13 protein-coding genes are annotated in these 15,227 nt (G+C 67.0%); 8 read left to right on the plus strand and 5 right to left on the minus strand.

What is annotated here, in order from left to right; genetic code table 11:
- Nucleotides 1-60 precede the first annotated feature (60 nt).
- The 4 genes from J2848_RS24435 to J2848_RS24450 all read right to left on the minus strand — a co-directional run bounded on the left by J2848_RS24435 (nt 61) and on the right by J2848_RS24450 (nt 5,136).
- Nucleotides 61-1,551: a sodium:proton antiporter gene (locus J2848_RS24435; RefSeq protein WP_149232955.1), complete on the minus strand. Its 1,491-nt coding sequence runs from the start codon at nt 1,549-1,551 to the stop codon at nt 61-63.
- A 116-nt stretch (nt 1,552-1,667) separates the two neighbouring features.
- Nucleotides 1,668-2,045 (minus strand): DUF1850 domain-containing protein, encoded by a 378-nt coding sequence (locus J2848_RS24440; protein ID WP_149232956.1) that lies wholly within the window; start codon nt 2,043-2,045, stop codon nt 1,668-1,670.
- Between the two features lies 1 nt (nt 2,046).
- Nucleotides 2,047-4,137, minus strand: a complete 2,091-nt coding sequence (locus J2848_RS24445) for a TRAP transporter permease (protein WP_149232957.1) — start codon at nt 4,135-4,137, stop codon at nt 2,047-2,049.
- Nucleotides 4,138-4,161: 24 nt separating this feature from the next.
- Nucleotides 4,162-5,136, minus strand: coding sequence for a TAXI family TRAP transporter solute-binding subunit (locus tag J2848_RS24450; protein WP_211103229.1), 975 nt, complete (start codon nt 5,134-5,136; stop codon nt 4,162-4,164).
- 346 nt (nt 5,137-5,482) lie between these two features.
- Here J2848_RS24450 and J2848_RS24455 point away from each other — a divergent pair, with 346 nt between their 5' ends.
- From J2848_RS24455 to J2848_RS24490, 8 genes are all read left to right on the plus strand, one after another.
- The gene (locus J2848_RS24455) at nt 5,483-5,983 is read left to right on the plus strand and encodes a (2Fe-2S)-binding protein (RefSeq protein ID WP_149232958.1); all 501 of its coding nucleotides are present in this window, start codon (nt 5,483-5,485) and stop codon (nt 5,981-5,983) included.
- Between the two features lie 67 nt (nt 5,984-6,050).
- Nucleotides 6,051-8,441, plus strand: a complete 2,391-nt coding sequence (locus tag J2848_RS24460) for a xanthine dehydrogenase family protein molybdopterin-binding subunit (protein WP_149232959.1) — start codon at nt 6,051-6,053, stop codon at nt 8,439-8,441.
- A 28-nt stretch (nt 8,442-8,469) separates the two neighbouring features.
- Nucleotides 8,470-9,261, plus strand: coding sequence for an FAD binding domain-containing protein (locus J2848_RS24465; RefSeq protein ID WP_149232960.1), 792 nt, complete (start codon nt 8,470-8,472; stop codon nt 9,259-9,261).
- A 189-nt stretch (nt 9,262-9,450) separates the two neighbouring features.
- Nucleotides 9,451-10,374 (plus strand): AAA family ATPase, encoded by a 924-nt coding sequence (locus tag J2848_RS24470; protein ID WP_149232961.1) that lies wholly within the window; start codon nt 9,451-9,453, stop codon nt 10,372-10,374.
- A gap of 7 nt (nt 10,375-10,381) precedes the next feature.
- A complete protein-coding gene (locus J2848_RS24475) occupies nt 10,382-11,599 on the plus strand; it encodes a vWA domain-containing protein (RefSeq protein ID WP_149232962.1) in 1,218 nt (405 codons plus the stop codon).
- Complete coding sequence (locus J2848_RS24480) at nt 11,596-11,925, plus strand: XdhC family protein (protein WP_170307125.1); 330 nt, start codon at nt 11,596-11,598, stop codon at nt 11,923-11,925. The genes J2848_RS24475 and J2848_RS24480 overlap by 4 nt, the downstream gene beginning before the upstream one ends.
- Nucleotides 11,922-12,638, plus strand: a complete 717-nt coding sequence (locus tag J2848_RS24485; protein ID WP_149232963.1) for an XdhC family protein — start codon at nt 11,922-11,924, stop codon at nt 12,636-12,638. The genes J2848_RS24480 and J2848_RS24485 overlap by 4 nt, the downstream gene beginning before the upstream one ends.
- 126 nt (nt 12,639-12,764) lie before the next feature.
- Nucleotides 12,765-14,417: an NTP transferase domain-containing protein gene (locus J2848_RS24490; RefSeq protein WP_149232964.1), complete on the plus strand. Its 1,653-nt coding sequence runs from the start codon at nt 12,765-12,767 to the stop codon at nt 14,415-14,417.
- Here the strand turns inward: J2848_RS24490 and J2848_RS24495 are convergent.
- Nucleotides 14,374-15,072 carry a type 1 glutamine amidotransferase gene (locus J2848_RS24495; RefSeq protein ID WP_149232965.1) on the minus strand — a complete coding sequence of 233 codons (699 nt, stop codon included), beginning with the start codon at nt 15,070-15,072 and terminating at the stop codon, nt 14,374-14,376. The two genes, J2848_RS24490 and J2848_RS24495, sit on opposite strands and share 44 nt — an antisense overlap.
- Nucleotides 15,073-15,227: the final 155 nt, after the last annotated feature.

Raw genomic sequence — 15,227 nt, forward strand, 5'->3', positions numbered from 1 at the left:
CGGGTTAACGGTGGCGGTGACGATTGGTTTCGTGAGGCGGCTGTTACAGAATAGGGACCGTCACAGGAAGAAGACCAGCGTGGTCAGCCCCAACAGCGGCACCAGGATGCCGCAGGACCAAGCCATATAGCCGAAGAAGCTGGGCATGGCGACGCCACGTTCCTCCGCGATCGCCTTGACCATGAAGTTGGGAGCATTGCCGATATAGCTGTTGGCTCCCATGAACACCGCACCAGCGGAGATCGCGGTCAGCGTCAGCGACAGGTCGGTCATCAGCAGTTTCGCGTCGCCGCCGGCCGTGTTGAAGAAGATCAGATAGGTCGGCGCATTATCCAGGAAGCTGGACAGGATGCCGGCCGCCCAGAAATAGGCGGCAGGGTTCGGTTTCCCGCCCTCGTTCACCGCCGAGATGATGGCACCCAGCGCACCGTCGGTGCCGGCCCGCAGGATGGCGATGGCGGGGATGATGGTCAGGAAGATGGCGGCGAACAGCTTCGCCACCTCCAGGATCGGCCCCCAGCTGAAGCCGTTCAGGCGGCGGCTCTGCTTGCTGGTCAGCGCCAGAGACAGGCCAGTGATGCCCAGCAGCAGGAGATTCGACACGATGGTCTCCAGCGGCACCGTCACATGGTACAGCATGACACCGGTACCGGGATGCCAGACGCCACTCAGCAGCACGGCGCCGACGATGGCGATCAGCAGCAGCAGGTTGACGCTGCCCTCGATGCGGATCGGCTCGCGTTCATGCACACCCTCGATCAGCGGGTGCCTGCCGGGATCGCGGGTGTGCAGGACGAGGTCCAGCCCGAAATAGATCACCAGCAGCAGGGCGGACAGGAAGGCCATTGGCGCCAGCAGATGCACCGTCGGCCAGAAGAAATCGACCCCCTTCAGAAAGCCCAGAAACAGCGGCGGGTCGCCCAGCGGCGTCAGCGAGCCGCCGACGTTCGACACCAGGAAGATGAAGAAGACCACCGTGTGGACCTTGTGGCGCCGGTGCTCGTTGGCGCGCAGCAGCGGGCGGATCAGCAGCATCGAGGCGCCGGTGGTGCCCATCAGGCTGGCCAGCACCGTGCCCAGCGCCAGCCCGACGGTGTTGGCCAGCGGCGTCCCCACCAGCGACCCGGCAAGCCGCACGCCGCCCGCCACCGTGAACAGCGCGGTCAGCAGCACGATGAAGGGGATATATTCCAGCAGGACCGTGTGCAGCAGTTCATAGGTGGCGAGGTCGACCCCGAAGGTCGCAGCGAAGGGCACCAGAAAAGCCAGCGCCCAGGCGGCCGAGATCTTGCCGAAATGATGGTGCCAGACCATCGGCGCCAGCAGCGGGAACAGTGCGATCGACAGCAGGATCCCCGCGAAGGGAACCACCCACACCGCCCCCAGCAGCCGTCCGTCCAGATGCGGCAAACCGGCATGAGCAACCTCCGCCGCCACCTCCGCAGCTTGCACCCCATGCGCGCCCAACAGCACGCCGCCGAAGGTGAGCGCCGCGCCGAGAGCGGTCGGGAAGATGGACGGGCGGCGATGGTGCGTGGGGGAAGTGTTCATCGGTCCGGAAGGTAGGCTGACGAAAGGAACGGGAGTATGCGGACCGACGCAGCGTAAGCCAAGCCGGAAGGGGCATTGGCGACACGAACTTTCGTATGCGGGGGGTGAGCGGCGACCTAAAAGCATGCCCGCATCATCACAGCCCGGTCGGTCACGCCCGTCCAGCCCGACAGCGGCCGGCACTCCGCCCCCGCGCACAGCCGGTGCTCGCCTGTGAAACCGGATGCGGCCAGCGTGACCTCGTCACGCGGCGGCAGCTCCGGCCTCCAGGCCATCCAGCCATCAACGGTCAGGCGGGCATCGGGACCGGGCTCCATTCCCGCACCGGTGCCGCGGATACGGGCCTCTGCCAAGTGCAACCGTCCCGCATCGACCGTCCAGCGTTCCTGCCACTCCGTCTTTTCGATGGAGTGGGTCCAGGACAGGGTGAACTCCGTCCCCGGCAGCGACACCAGCAGCGCGCCGCCGAGGGCGAACAGGCAGAGACCACCCACTTCAGGCCGCGGCGGCGGTCGGCACGCTCCGGCGCCGGTACTGCCACAGCAGGAAGAGGGCGGTCATGACGAAGGCGACCTCGTCGGTCAGCGGCAGGGCGACGATGAACAGGAAGGAGGCCGCAGCGGCGTAAATCCGGGCGACCGGCGACAGCGGCGTCCAGAAAAAGCCGATGGTTGCCGCCCCCCACAAGGCGATGGCGACGCAGGCCTTGACGAACACATAGGCCACCGCCAGCCAGCTCCCGCCTTGCAGCACCAGCGCCGGGTCGTACACCGCCATGAAGGGAACGACATAGCCCGCCATCGCCACCCGCGTCGCGATCCAGCCGATCTCCATATGGTCGGCCTTGCAGATCGACGAGGCCGCCAGCGCCGCCAGGGCGACCGGCGGGGTCAGGTCGGCCATGATGCCGAAATAGAAGACGAACATGTGGCTGACGATCAGCGGCACGCCCATGGTCAGCAGGGCGGGTGCGGCGATCGACGCGGTGATGATGTAGTTCGCCGTCGTCGGCAGGCCGGTGCCCAGCACGATGCAGGCGATCATGGTCAGCACCAGCGCCGCCAGCAGATTCCCGCCCGACCAGTCGACGATGGTGGAGGCGAAGCTCGACGCCAGCCCGGTCAGCGTCATCATGCCGATCAGCACGCCGACCAGCGCGCAGGCGACGCCGACGCCGACCGCGTTCTTGGCGCCGTCGGCAATGCTGTTGACCACCAGCGCCAGCGTCTGCCGGCCGCCCTTGAACAACAGGCAGGGGATGATCAGCAGGGTGACCATGGTGAAGGCCAGATGCTCGGTCCGGAACCCAAGCTTCCACAGGCCCGCCGCAACCAGACCGACCACCACCCAGAAGGCGACGCGCAAGGCCATCGGCCCGATGGTGCCAACGATGGTGGTGCCGAGGATCAGCGCCGCCGTCGCCGCGATGCCGATGACGCCGGCGAACAGTGGCGTGAAGCCGGAGAACAGCAGATAGATCAGCGCCGCCAGCGGCAGGATCAGGTACCAGCCCTCCACCACCGCTCGCAACGCACTGGGGCACTGGTCCTTGGGCAGGCCGACGAGGTTGCGCATCCCCGCTTCCAGATGGACCATCCAGAAGGCGCTGCCGAAATAGAGGATTGCTGGGATCGCGGCGGCGATGGCGACCTCGCTGTAGGGCACGCCGATGGTCTCGGCCATGATGAAGGCAGCGGCGCCCATCACGGGCGGCATCAGCTGCCCGCCCATGCTGGCCGTGGCCTCCACAGCACCGGCGAAGGCCGGGCGGTAGCCGAAGCGCATCATCAGCGGAATGGTGAACTGCCCGGTGGTCAGCACATTGGCCACACCCGACCCGTTGATGGTGCCCATCAGACCGGACGAGATCACCGCCACCTTGGCCGGTCCGCCCTTGGCATGGCCAACGAGGCCGAGCGACACGTCATTGAACAGCTTGATCATGCCGGCGCGTTCCAGGAAGGCGCCGAACAGGATGAACAGGAAGATGTAACTGGCCGACACGAAGGTCGGTGTGCCGTAAAGCCCCTCCGTCGACAGATACAGATTGTCGATCACCTGGTCGATGTCATAGCCGCGGTGGGCGAGCCCGAAGGGCAGATGCCGGCCGAACAGGGCATAGGGAATGAACACGCCGCACATGATCGGCAGCGCAAGCCCCATGATGCGCCGCGCGGCCTCGAACACCAGAGCCACGGCAATAGTGCCGACGATCAGGTCGGTGGTGTTGGGGTCGCCTGCCCGCTGGATTAGCTCGACCTCGAACACGTAATGGTACAGACCGACGCCGAAAGCGGTCAGCCCCAGCAACCAGTCGTACCAGGGAACCCGCTTGCGCTCCGCCGTCTGGCGGAAGCCGAACAGGGTGAAGGTCATCAGCAGCAGGAAACCGACATGGACCGCCCGCACCACCATGGTGGACACTGGGTTGAAGGCGGCGGTCCAGATCTGGAAGGCGGAGAAGGCGACGGCGATGGCGAAGACCGCCCGCCCGTCGAACCCTTCGAATGCTGCGACCGTCGCCGGATTTTCCCGGTCGATCGCCTGGCGGATCTCGGAGTCCGCCTGATTCTTTTGTGCACTCACTACGGCTTCTCCACCCGTCCGTTCTTACATCAGGCCCTTTTCCTTGAAATACTTGATGGCGCCCGGATGCAGCGGCACCGGCGACTGGGTGGCGGTCTGGTCCAGCTTGATCTGCTTGGCGGCGACATGGGCGGCGGCCAGCGCGTCGAGATTCTCGAACAGCGTCCTGGTCATCGCGTAGGCGGCATCGTCGGACACGCCGGAATGGCTGACCAGCAGGTTGCGCACCGCGGCGGTCGGAACGGCCTCAGTCTGTCCGGGATAGGTGCCGGCCGGGATCGTTTCGGTGATGTAGGCGGCATCGCCGACCTTCTGCACGATGTCCGCCGGGATGCTGACGACGGTGATCTCCTGCGAGGAAGACAGATCCTTGATCGCCGCCACGCCGAGTCCGGCGGAGATGAGAGTCGCATCCAGCTGGCGGTTCTTGATCAGGTCGACCGATTCGCCGAAGGGCAGATACTCGGTCTTGGCGAAATCCTTGTAGGTCAGGCCGGCGGCGCCGAAGATGGCGCGCGCGTTCAGCTCCGTCCCCGATTTCGGCGCGCCGACCGACACCCGCTTGCCCTTCAGGTCGGCCAGCGTCTTGATCCCCGATTCCTTGGCGGCGACGATCTGGATGTAGTTAGGGTAGATGGCGGCAATGGTGCGCAGCTTGTCCAGCTTCTGCTTGAAGCCGACCTCCTCGTTGCCCTTCCAGGCATCGCTCAGCGAATCGCCCAGCGTGAAGCCGATCTCGCCGCGGCCGGCCTGGAGAAGGTTCAGGTTCTCCACCGACGCCTTGGTCGCCTGCGCCGTCACCTTCGCCCCCGGCAGCGCCTTGCCGTACACGTTCGACAGCGCCACGCCCAGCGGGTAATAGACGCCGCTGGTGCCGCCGGTCAGCACGGTAATGAAGGTCTCGGCCTTGGCCGGAAGTGCGGCGAGTCCAAGGCCGATGCCGAGACCGGCGGCCGTGCACAGGGCCAGGACGCGACGCGTCACAGATGGGCGATTCATGGTGGCTCTCCCCCTTATCCTTGCTGCACCCGGATCGTTGCCGGGCGGATTTATTCGTAGGCCCACAGAGCGCGGGCAGCCCCAACCCACTGTAACGCGCCACAAAATTGCGCGCCAGTACGTACAATCCGACATAACGATGGTTGCAATGCCATTCTTTCGGCCAAGGCATGCACAGGCTCCTTGACCTTCACGGGGAGACACCCCCTATCCTTGTGGCGCAAGACCGCCGGCCGAAGCGGACATCCCCATGGCCCCGGCACACGGCGCGTCACACGAAAGTGATAAGTCCCAACTGCACGCCAAACGACTGCAAGCCAGACTTCAGCCAGCGGGAGGAAAACCGATGTCCTGTACCGTTTCGATGACCGTCAACGGCAAGACGGTCTCGCGCGAGGTGGAGGAGCGCACGCTGCTCGTCACCTTCCTGCGCGAGCATCTTGGCCTGACGGGCACCCATGTCGGCTGCGACACCAGCCAGTGCGGCGCCTGCGTCGTCCATGTCGACGGCCGGTCGGTGAAGTCCTGCACCACGCTGGCCGTCCAGGCCGACGGGGCGGCGGTGACAACGATCGAGGGGCTGGCGGCGGCCGACGGCACGCTGCACCCGATGCAGGCCGCCTTCCGCGAGCATCATGGCCTGCAATGCGGCTTCTGCACGCCGGGCATGGTAATGAGCGCGGTCGATCTGGTTCGCGAGAATCCGAATCCGACCGAAGCCGAGATCCGTGAAGGGCTGGAGGGCAACATCTGCCGCTGCACCGGCTATCACAACATCGTCAGGGCGGTGAAGGCGGGAGCCGAGGCGATGGCAGGTGCGCAGGCAGCGCCGGTGGCCGCCGAATAAGGGCGAAACGTCCAGAGCAAAGCAGGCATTTCCGCATCTTCAGCGTTCCTGTGGGAGGAAACACGAGATGGCGAACCCCAATGGCATCGGCGCCTCGGTGCGCCGGCGCGAAGACCAGCGTTTTCTGACCGGCCGCGGCAACTACACCGACGATTTCAAGCGCCTGAACATGACCCATGCGGTCCATGTGCGCTCCCCCTACGCCCATGCCCGCATCCTGGGCATCGACTTCGCCGATGCAGCAGCGATGCCCGGCGTGGTCGCCGTGCTGACCGGGGCCGACATGGAGGCCGACAAGGTCGGCAGCCTGCCCTGCGGCTGGCAGATCCACTCCAAGGACGGCTCGCCGATGAAGGAGCCGCCGCACTACCCGCTGGCGCGCGACCGCGTACGCTATGTCGGCGACGCCGTGGCGGTGGTGATCGCCGAAACCCGCGAACAGGCGCGCGACGCCGCCGAGATGGTGGTGGTCGATTACGAGGAATTGCCGGCGGTCGGCTCCTCCACCCGCGCGATCGCCGGCGGCGCTCCACTGGTCCATGACGATGCGCCGGACAATGTCTGCTACGACTGGCATCTGGGCGACAAGGCGGCGGTGGACGCGGCCTTCGCCAATGCCGCCCATGTCGCGAAAATCGATCTGGTCAACCAGCGGCTGGTGCCGAACGCCATGGAGCCGCGGGCGGCGATGGGCGAATACGACCAGTCCAGCGGCGAATACACGCTGACCACCACCAGCCAGAACCCGCACGTCACCCGTCTGCTGATGGGCGCCTTCGTGCTGGGCATCCCGGAGCACAAGCTGCGGGTGGTGGCGCCCGACGTCGGCGGCGGCTTCGGATCGAAGATCTTCCATTACGGCGAGGAGGCCGTCGTCACCTGGGCGGCACGCAAGGTCGGCCGGCCGGTGAAGTGGACCGCCGATCGCTCGGAGAGCTTCCTGACCGACGCCCATGGCCGCGACCATGTCAGCCATGCCGAGCTGGCGATGGACGCCGACGGCAATTTCCTGGCTCTGCGCGTCTCGACGCTGGCCAATCTCGGCGCCTATCTGTCGACCTTCGCGCCGTCGATCCCGACCTACCTCTACGCCACCCTGCTGGCCGGACAATACAAGACCCCGGCGATCTATGCCGAGGTGAAAGCGGTCTTCACCAACACCGCCCCCGTCGACGCCTATCGCGGCGCCGGCCGGCCGGAGGCCTGCTACCTGATCGAACGGCTGGTCGATGTCGCAGCGGGCGTGATGGGCATGGACAAGACGGAGATGCGCCGCCGCAATTTCGTGCCCAAAGAGGCGATGCCCTACCAGACGCCGGTGGCCCTGCAATACGACACCGGCGACTTCGCCAAGAATCTCGACATCGCCCTGCCGCTGGTCGACTACCCCGGCTTCCAGCAGCGCCGGGCCGAATCGAAGGCTCGCGGCAAGCTGCGCGGCATCGGCTTCGCGACCTACATCGAAGCCTGCGGCATCGCGCCAAGCAATGTCGCCGGTGCGCTCGGCGCTCGCGCAGGACTTTATGAATGCGCAGAAGTCCGTTTCCATCCAACGGGTTCGGTGACGGTCTTCACCGGTGCTCACAGCCATGGCCAGGGCCATGAGACCACCTTCGCCCAGATCGTGGCCGACCGCTTCGGCATCCCGATCGAGAATGTCGAGATCGTCCACGGCGACACCAACAAGATCCCCTTCGGCATGGGCACCTACGGCTCGCGCTCGCTCGCGGTCGGCGGGTCGGCCCTGGTGAAGGCGATGGACAAGGTGGAGCGCAAGGCGAAGAAGATCGCCGCCCACATGCTGGAGGCTGCCGAGACCGACATCGAGGTGAAGGACGGCCGTTTCACCGTCGCCGGCACCGACAAGAGCCTGGGCATCGGCGACATCGCCCTGCAAGCCTATGTCCCGCACAACTTCCCGCTCGACGAGCTGGAGCCAGGTCTGGACGAGCAGGCCTTCTACGACCCGAAGAACTTCACCTACCCCAACGGCTGCCATGTCTGCGAGGTGGAGATCGATCCGGACACCGGCGTAACCACCATCGTCAGCTTCGCCGCGGTGGACGATTTCGGCAACGTCATCAACCCGCTGATCGTCGAGGGGCAGGTGCATGGCGGCCTGGTCCAGGGCATCGGGCAGGCGCTGTACGAGAACTGCGTCTATGACGAGGAGTCGGGCCAGCTCGTGACCGGCTCCTACATGGACTATTGCATGCCGCGGGCCGACGATGTCCCATCCTTCACCGTGCGCTATCACGAGGACCAGCCCTGCACCCACAATCCGCTGGGCGTGAAGGGCTGCGGCGAGGCCGGGACCATCGGCGCCGCCGCCGCCGTGATGAACGCGGTGGTGGATGCGCTGTCGGACTATGGCGTCACCCACATGGACATGCCGGCGACGCCGGAGAAGGTCTGGCGGACCATCCGCGACGCTGCTCCTGCCATGGCGGCGGAATAAGACGGCCGAAGAAGAAGGAGGCTAGAGAATGTACGCGTTCACGTACCAACGGCCGACATCGCTTGCCGACGCGGCGACTGCCATTCAGGCGGAAGAGGCCAAGCTGCTGGGCGGCGGGCAGACCCTGCTGCCGACGCTGAAACAGCGCCTCGCCCGCCCGACCGACCTGATCGACCTCGGCGCCATTGCGGAGTTGAAGGGCATCCGTGAAGCTGATGGCGGGCTGGAGATCGGCGCCTTCACCCGCCATGCCGAGGTCGCCCATTCCGACCTCGTCAAGCGGGTGATCCCGGCGCTGGCCAGCCTTGCCGAGGGCATCGGCGACCGGCAGGTCCGCAACATGGGCACAATGGGCGGCTCCATCGCCAACGCCGATCCGTCGGCCGACTACCCGTCGGCCGTGGTGGCGCTGAAGGCCACGGTGACCACCGACCGCCGAACCATCGCCGGCGACGATTTCTTCACCGGCATGTTCGAAACCGCGCTGGAGCCGGGCGAAATCGTCAAATCGGTACGTTTCTCCCGACCGGACAAGGCGGCCTACGCCAAGTTCCGCAACCCGGCCAGCCGCTACGCCATCGTCGGTGTCTTCGTCGCCAGGTTCGGCGGGGAAGTCCGGGTCGCGGTGACCGGCGCCGCCGGTTCCGTCTTCCGCGCCGAGGCGTTCGAGACGGCGCTCGCCGCCGACTTCCGCGCCGACGCCCTGAACGGCCTGTCGGTGGAGGCCGACGGCCTGAACGCCGACATCCACGCCAGCGCCGACTACCGCGCCCACCTCGTCACCGTGATGGCGAAGCGCGCGGTGGAAGCGGCGGGGTGATTTAACTCCCTCTCCCGCCCCGGGAGAGGGAAGGGATCCGCCGCGAAGCGGTGGGAAGGGTGAGGGGCAGTGCAAGGAACCATGCGCTTCCAGTTCCTTGCCTTACCCCTCACCCTCCCCACCTTCGGTGGGTCCCCTCCCTCTCCCGGGACGGGAGAGGGATTTTATCGTCCATTTCCAAGGCCCTCGATGACCACAACCCTTCCCGCCTCCGTCGATGATACGCTGGCGCTTCTCACCCGCGGCTCCTACGTCGCGGACCGCTCGCTGGCGACCGCGCTGTTCCTGGCGTTGAAGCTGAAGCGCCCGCTGTTCCTGGAGGGCGAGGCCGGCGTCGGCAAGACGGAGATCGCCAAGGTTCTGTCGGCGACGCTGGGCCGCAAGCTGCTGCGGCTGCAATGCTACGAGGGGCTGGACGCCTCGTCGGCCGTCTATGAGTGGAACTATGCCCGCCAGATGATGGAAATCAGGCTGGCCGAGGCGTCTGGCGGGCAGGACCGTGAATCGCTGGCCTCCGATCTGTTCTCCGAGCGCTTCCTGGTCAAACGTCCGCTGCTCCAGGCACTGGAGCCCGACCTCGCCGGGCCGCCAGTGCTGCTGATCGACGAGTTAGACCGTACCGACGAGCCGTTCGAGGCCTATCTGCTGGAGATCCTGTCCGACTATCAGGTCTCGATCCCGGAGTTCGGCACCGTCCATGCGCCGGAGCCACCCATCGTCATCCTGACCTCCAACCGCACGCGCGAGATCCATGACGCGCTGAAGCGGCGCTGCTTCTACCATTGGGTCGATTACCCCAACGCCACGCGGGAACGGGAGATCGTCGCGGTCAAGGCGCCGCAGGCCGATGCGCGGCTGGCAGCCCAGGTGGTGGGCTTCGTCCAGACCCTGCGCGGCCTGGACCTCTACAAGGCTCCGGGAGTGGCGGAGACATTGGACTGGGCGCAAGCGCTGGTGGAGTTGAACCAGTTGGAACTGGAGCCCTCCGTCATCAACGACACGCTGGGCACGCTGCTGAAGTACCAGGACGACATTGCCCGCATCCAGGGCAGCGAGGCGGCGCGCATCCTGACCCAGGTCAAGACCGAGCTGGCCGCCACCACCGCAAGGTGAGTGCATCATGACGGACACCGTTCCGGCCGGCCGCCTCACCCTCAACCTGATGCATTTCGCCCGAGCGCTGCGTGCCGCCGGCCTGCCGGTCGGACCGGGCAAGGTCTTGCAGGCCGTGGAAGCGGTGGAGGCGGTCGGCTTGTCCAACCGCACCGATTTCTACTGGGCGCTGCACGCCATCTTCGTGAACCGCCACGACCAGAGCGAGCTGTTCGACCAAGCCTTCCACGTCTTCTGGCGCAATCCGGACATCCTGAAAAAGATGATGTCGCTGATGCTGCCGAAGGTGCGGACGGAGGCCCCGCCCGACCAGCCGGAGATGGCTCAGCGCCTCGCCGAGGCACTGCACGGCAGCGGCACCGAACAGGAGGAACCGGAAAAGACCGAAATCGAACTCGACGCCTCCTTCACCGTGTCCGCCGCCGAACGGCTTCAGGACAAGGATTTCGAGAAGATGACCGGGGAGGAGATGGCGCAGGCCAAACGCCTGCTGACCCGTCTCGCCCTGCCCCTGGCGGAGGTCACCACACGCCGCTACCGCCCCGATCCGGCGGGGCCGCGCGTCGATCCGCGCGCCACGCTGCGGCGGATGCTGTGCAGCGGCGGCGACCTGTCGGACCTCGCCCGCAAGCGCCGCCGCACCCGCCCGCCGCCGCTGGTGGTGCTGTGCGACATCTCCGGATCGATGACCCGCTATTCGCGGATGCTGCTGCACTTCATGCATGCGGTCACCAACGACCGCGACCGGGTCTACAGCTTCGTCTTCGGCACGCGCCTGACCAACATCACCCGTCACCTGCGCCACAAGGATGTCGATGTGGCGCTGGATGCCGTGTCGGGGGCCGTCGCCGACTGGTCGGGCGGCACGCGGATCGGCACCGCGCTGCATGCCTTCAACCGGACCTGGGCGCGCCGGGTGCTGGGCCAGGGCGCGGTGGTTCTTCTCATTACCGACGGGCTTGACAGGGATGCAGGGGAAGGGCTTGCGGCAGAGGCCGAACGGTTGCACAAAAGCTGTCGGCGGCTCGTCTGGCTGAATCCATTGCTGCGCTGGGAAGGCTTCGCGCCGAAATCCTCGGGCATCCGGGCGTTGCTGCCGCATGTGGACGATTTTCTTGCGGCCCACAGCCTGAACAGCCTCGCGGATTTGGCCGGTGCCCTGTCGGCCGACGGTCCGCGTCGTAATCCGGGCTTGCGCCGCTGGTTGAAGGAGGCGGCGGGATGAACGACACCCTGATGGCGGACAACATCGTGGAGCAGGCGGCCGCATGGCGGGCCGCCGGCCGCAGGGTGGCCCTGGCGACCGTCGTGGCGACCTGGGGCTCCTCGCCGCGGCCGGTCGGCAGCCAGATGGCGGTCGACGACCGTGGGTCGATGGCAGGCTCCGTTTCCGGCGGCTGCATCGAAGGCGCCGTGGCGCACGAAGCCACCAAGACGATGGAGGACGGCGAATCGCGCCTGCTGTCCTTCGGTATCACCAACGAAATGGCCTGGGAAGTCGGGCTGGCCTGCGGCGGGCAGGTACAGGTCTATGTCGAGGCCGTGGAATGAAACGCGATATTCTGGACCGTCTGCTCGCCGCGAAGGCTGCCGCGATCCCAGCCGCCTTGGTGACCGATCTGAACAGTGGTCTCCAGACCCTCGTCTATGAAGACGCCGTCCATGGCGGCTTCGGGCTGGAGCCCGACCTGTTGGACGAGGTGCGCCGGCGCATCCGCCAGGACCGTTCCGGCCTGCTGGTCGATCCGCAGGACGAGGACGGCTTCCGCCTGTTCGTGCATGTCCACAACCCGGCCATGCGTCTGCTGATCGTCGGCGCCGTGCACATCGCCCAGGCGCTGGCCCCAGTGGCGGCGCTGACCGGCTATGACGTGACGGTGATCGACCCGCGCGGCGCCTTCGCCACGGAGGCCCGCTTCCCCGGCGTGAAGCTGAACCACCTGTGGCCGGACGAGGCGCTGGCCGAACTGAAGCCCGACGTCCGCACCGCCGTGGTCACGCTGACGCACGACCCGAAGCTGGACGACCCGGCGTTGATCGCCGCCCTGCGCTCCCCCGCCTTCTATGTCGGCGCGCTTGGCAGCAAGCGCACCCACGCCCTGCGCCTGGACCGCCTGCGCGACGAAGGGCTGAGCGAAGCTGAGGTGAAGCGCATCCGCGGCCCCGTCGGCCTGTCGATCGGCGCCGTCACCCCGGCGGAGATCGCGATTTCGATCATGGGGCAGATCACCTGCGTGCGGCGGGGCGAAAACCATCCCTGCTGAGGGTCGAGGACCAGAGCGGGAGGCCATAGTTGGCCTCCCCCACCCCATACCTTTCGCCCATTGCCCGGCTCCGGCCCGGCAGCCATATCCGGGGGGATGCGTCGTCCGTGCCCACCCGGAGCCCCCATGTTCTTCGGTCCGCTTTCCCTCTCTGAAGCCGAGGGCGCAATCCTCGCCCACTCCCTGCGCCTGGACGGCATCGCCTTCAAGAAGGGCCGCCGTCTGTCAGCCGATGACGTGGATGCCCTGCGCAAGGCGGGCATCTCCGAGGTGATCGCCGCCAAGCTATCCAACAGCGACATCGGCGAGGATGCCGCTGCCACCCGTATCGCCACCGCCGTGGCGGGTGGTGCCGTCCAGGTCGCCGCCGCCTTCACCGGCCGGGTCAACCTGTTCGCCGAATCTCATGGCCTGCTGCGCCTCGACCCTGCCCGCGTCGACGCGATCAATGCCATCGACGAGAGCGTCACCATCGCCACCCTGCCTGACTTCGCATCGGTCGAGCCCGGTCAGATGCTGGCCACCGTCAAGATCATCCCCTTTGCCGCCCCCGCCGCCGCGGTGGAGCAGGCGGAGCGGATCGCCATCGACGGACCGCCGCCGTTGGCCGTCCTCCCTTATCGTCCGCTGTCGGTGGCGCTGATCCAGACGCGCCTCCCGGGGGTCAAGGACAGCGTGCTCGACAAGACCGTCGCCGTGACACGGGAGCGGGTGGAGGCACTCGGCGGCACCTTGATCCACGACTCGCGCTGCACCCATGACGAGGCGGCGCTCGCCGCTCAGATTGCGGAGGCACCGGCGGCCGACCTTCTGCTGATCGCCGGTGCTTCGGCCATCACCGATCGGCGTGACGTGCTGCCCGCCGCCATCGAGCGGGCTGGCGGCGTGGTGGAGCATTTCGGCATGCCGGTCGATCCCGGCAACCTGCTGCTGCTGGCCCGGCGCGACGGCCAACCTGTGCTGGGCCTCCCCGGCTGTGCGCGCTCGCCCAAGCTGAACGGCTTCGACTGGGTCTTGCAACGCATTGCCGCCGGCGTTCCTCCCAGCCGGGCCGAGGTGATGCGGATGGGGGTCGGCGGGCTGCTGGCCGAAATCCCGACCCGTCCGCTGCCGCGCGCCGGCGTTGCAATAGAATCTCCCCGTGCGCCGCGCGTCACCGCCCTGGTGCTGGCCGCTGGCCGCTCCAGCCGCATGGGGCCGACCAACAAGCTGCTGGCGGAGGTGAACGGTGCGCCGCTGGTCGCCCGCGCCGTCGACGCGGCGCTGGCCTCGCAAGCCGCCAACGTCATCGTCGTCACCGGCCATCAGGGGGAAAGCGTGGCGCGGGCGCTGGCCGACCGCCCCGTCACCTTCGTCCACAATCCCGCCTTCGCCGATGGGCTCAGCAGCTCGCTTCGTGCCGGTCTGGCGGCGGTGCCGAGCGAATCGGATGCGGTGGTGGTGTGCCTGGGCGACATGCCGCGGGTGGCGTCCGCTGTGATCGACCGGCTGATCGCCGCCTACAGTCCGCTGGAAGGCCGCGCCATCTGCATCCCCACCACCCATGGCAAGCAGGGCAACCCGGTGCTGTGGGACCGCGCCTTCTTCACGGAAATGGCGGCGCTGACCGGCGATGCCGGGGCGAAGCGCCTGATCGGTCAGCATGCCGACCGGCTGTGCGAGGTGCCGGTCGACGACGCCGGCATCCTCTATGACGTCGACACCCCCGACCTGCTGGCCCGCTTCACCGAAACCGTCAGCGCGCCAGATCCAGCCAGCGCCGGGTCATCGCCCGGGTGAATCGCTCCGCCACCGGCAGGTGGGTAGCAATCGAATCCTCCAGACCGTGCAGCATCTCCGCATTGCTCTCCCGCGCCTCTTCCCGAATGCGCGACGCCCAGCCGCGCAGGATGTCGCCGGTGGCCTCCGGGTGGAACTGGAAGGCGTAGGTGGCACGGCCAAGGCGGAAGGCCTGACGGTCGCAGGCTTCGCTGTAGGCCAGCGGCACGGCGTCGTCGGGAAACTCGAAGGTGTCGTAGTGCCACTGGGCGAGGTTCAGGTCCGGCCCGAAGCCGCCCAGCAGCGGGTCGTCCTGCGCGCCGTCGGTCAGGCTGACACGATGGATGCCCAGTTCCGGCGTGGTGTGGCGATAGACCTTGGCGCCATAGGCGCGGGCCGCCAGCTGCGCTCCGAGGCAGATTCCCATCACTGGCCGGTCTGCGTCGGTGAAGTCGCGGATCGTCTCCATCACCCGGCCGAAATGCGGTCCCTTCTTGTCGTCCCAGGCGTCCTGCGGGCCACCCAGCACCACCAGACCGGCATAACCGTCCTTATCGGGGATTGCCTCCCCCTCGTTTGCGGCGATGGTGACGAGGGTGGCGCCGTTGTCGGTCAGTGCATCGCCCACCAAACCGATGGGGGCGGTACGGCTGTTCTGAACGACCAGGATGCGCATGGGTCTGCTCGGCTCGCGTCGTTGGTAAGGCTGTCATCAAGTTGTGAGACCGTCGCGGGCGGAGTTCAAGCCACAGCCTTTCCCAACCGCATGCGCCGATGTGCAAAGCCGCTATGCGCGGCGGCGGAAAGCTGGTCTAGAGTGTACGAAGTTTC

The sequence above is a fragment of the Azospirillum lipoferum genome (genome assembly GCF_024170005.1).
GTDB classification, from domain to species: domain Bacteria; phylum Pseudomonadota; class Alphaproteobacteria; order Azospirillales; family Azospirillaceae; genus Azospirillum; species Azospirillum lipoferum.

What these genes read in the sequence shown, in the direction of transcription:
- J2848_RS24460 (WP_149232959.1), top strand. Translation starts at nt 6,051, where the DNA reads ATGGCGAACCCCAATGGCATCGGCGCCTCGGTGCGCCGGCGCGAAGAC.
- J2848_RS24490 (WP_149232964.1), top strand. Translation starts at nt 12,765, where the DNA reads ATGTTCTTCGGTCCGCTTTCCCTCTCTGAAGCCGAGGGCGCAATCCTC.
- J2848_RS24455 (WP_149232958.1), top strand. Translation starts at nt 5,483, where the DNA reads ATGTCCTGTACCGTTTCGATGACCGTCAACGGCAAGACGGTCTCGCGC.
- J2848_RS24485 (WP_149232963.1), top strand. Translation starts at nt 11,922, where the DNA reads ATGAAACGCGATATTCTGGACCGTCTGCTCGCCGCGAAGGCTGCCGCG.
- J2848_RS24465 (WP_149232960.1), top strand. Translation starts at nt 8,470, where the DNA reads ATGTACGCGTTCACGTACCAACGGCCGACATCGCTTGCCGACGCGGCG.
- J2848_RS24495 (WP_149232965.1), bottom strand. Translation starts at nt 15,072, where the DNA reads ATGCGCATCCTGGTCGTTCAGAACAGCCGTACCGCCCCCATCGGTTTG.
- J2848_RS24450 (WP_211103229.1), bottom strand. Translation starts at nt 5,136, where the DNA reads ATGAATCGCCCATCTGTGACGCGTCGCGTCCTGGCCCTGTGCACGGCC.
- J2848_RS24480 (WP_170307125.1), top strand. Translation starts at nt 11,596, where the DNA reads ATGAACGACACCCTGATGGCGGACAACATCGTGGAGCAGGCGGCCGCA.
- J2848_RS24470 (WP_149232961.1), top strand. Translation starts at nt 9,451, where the DNA reads ATGACCACAACCCTTCCCGCCTCCGTCGATGATACGCTGGCGCTTCTC.
- J2848_RS24435 (WP_149232955.1), bottom strand. Translation starts at nt 1,551, where the DNA reads ATGAACACTTCCCCCACGCACCATCGCCGCCCGTCCATCTTCCCGACC.
- J2848_RS24475 (WP_149232962.1), top strand. Translation starts at nt 10,382, where the DNA reads ATGACGGACACCGTTCCGGCCGGCCGCCTCACCCTCAACCTGATGCAT.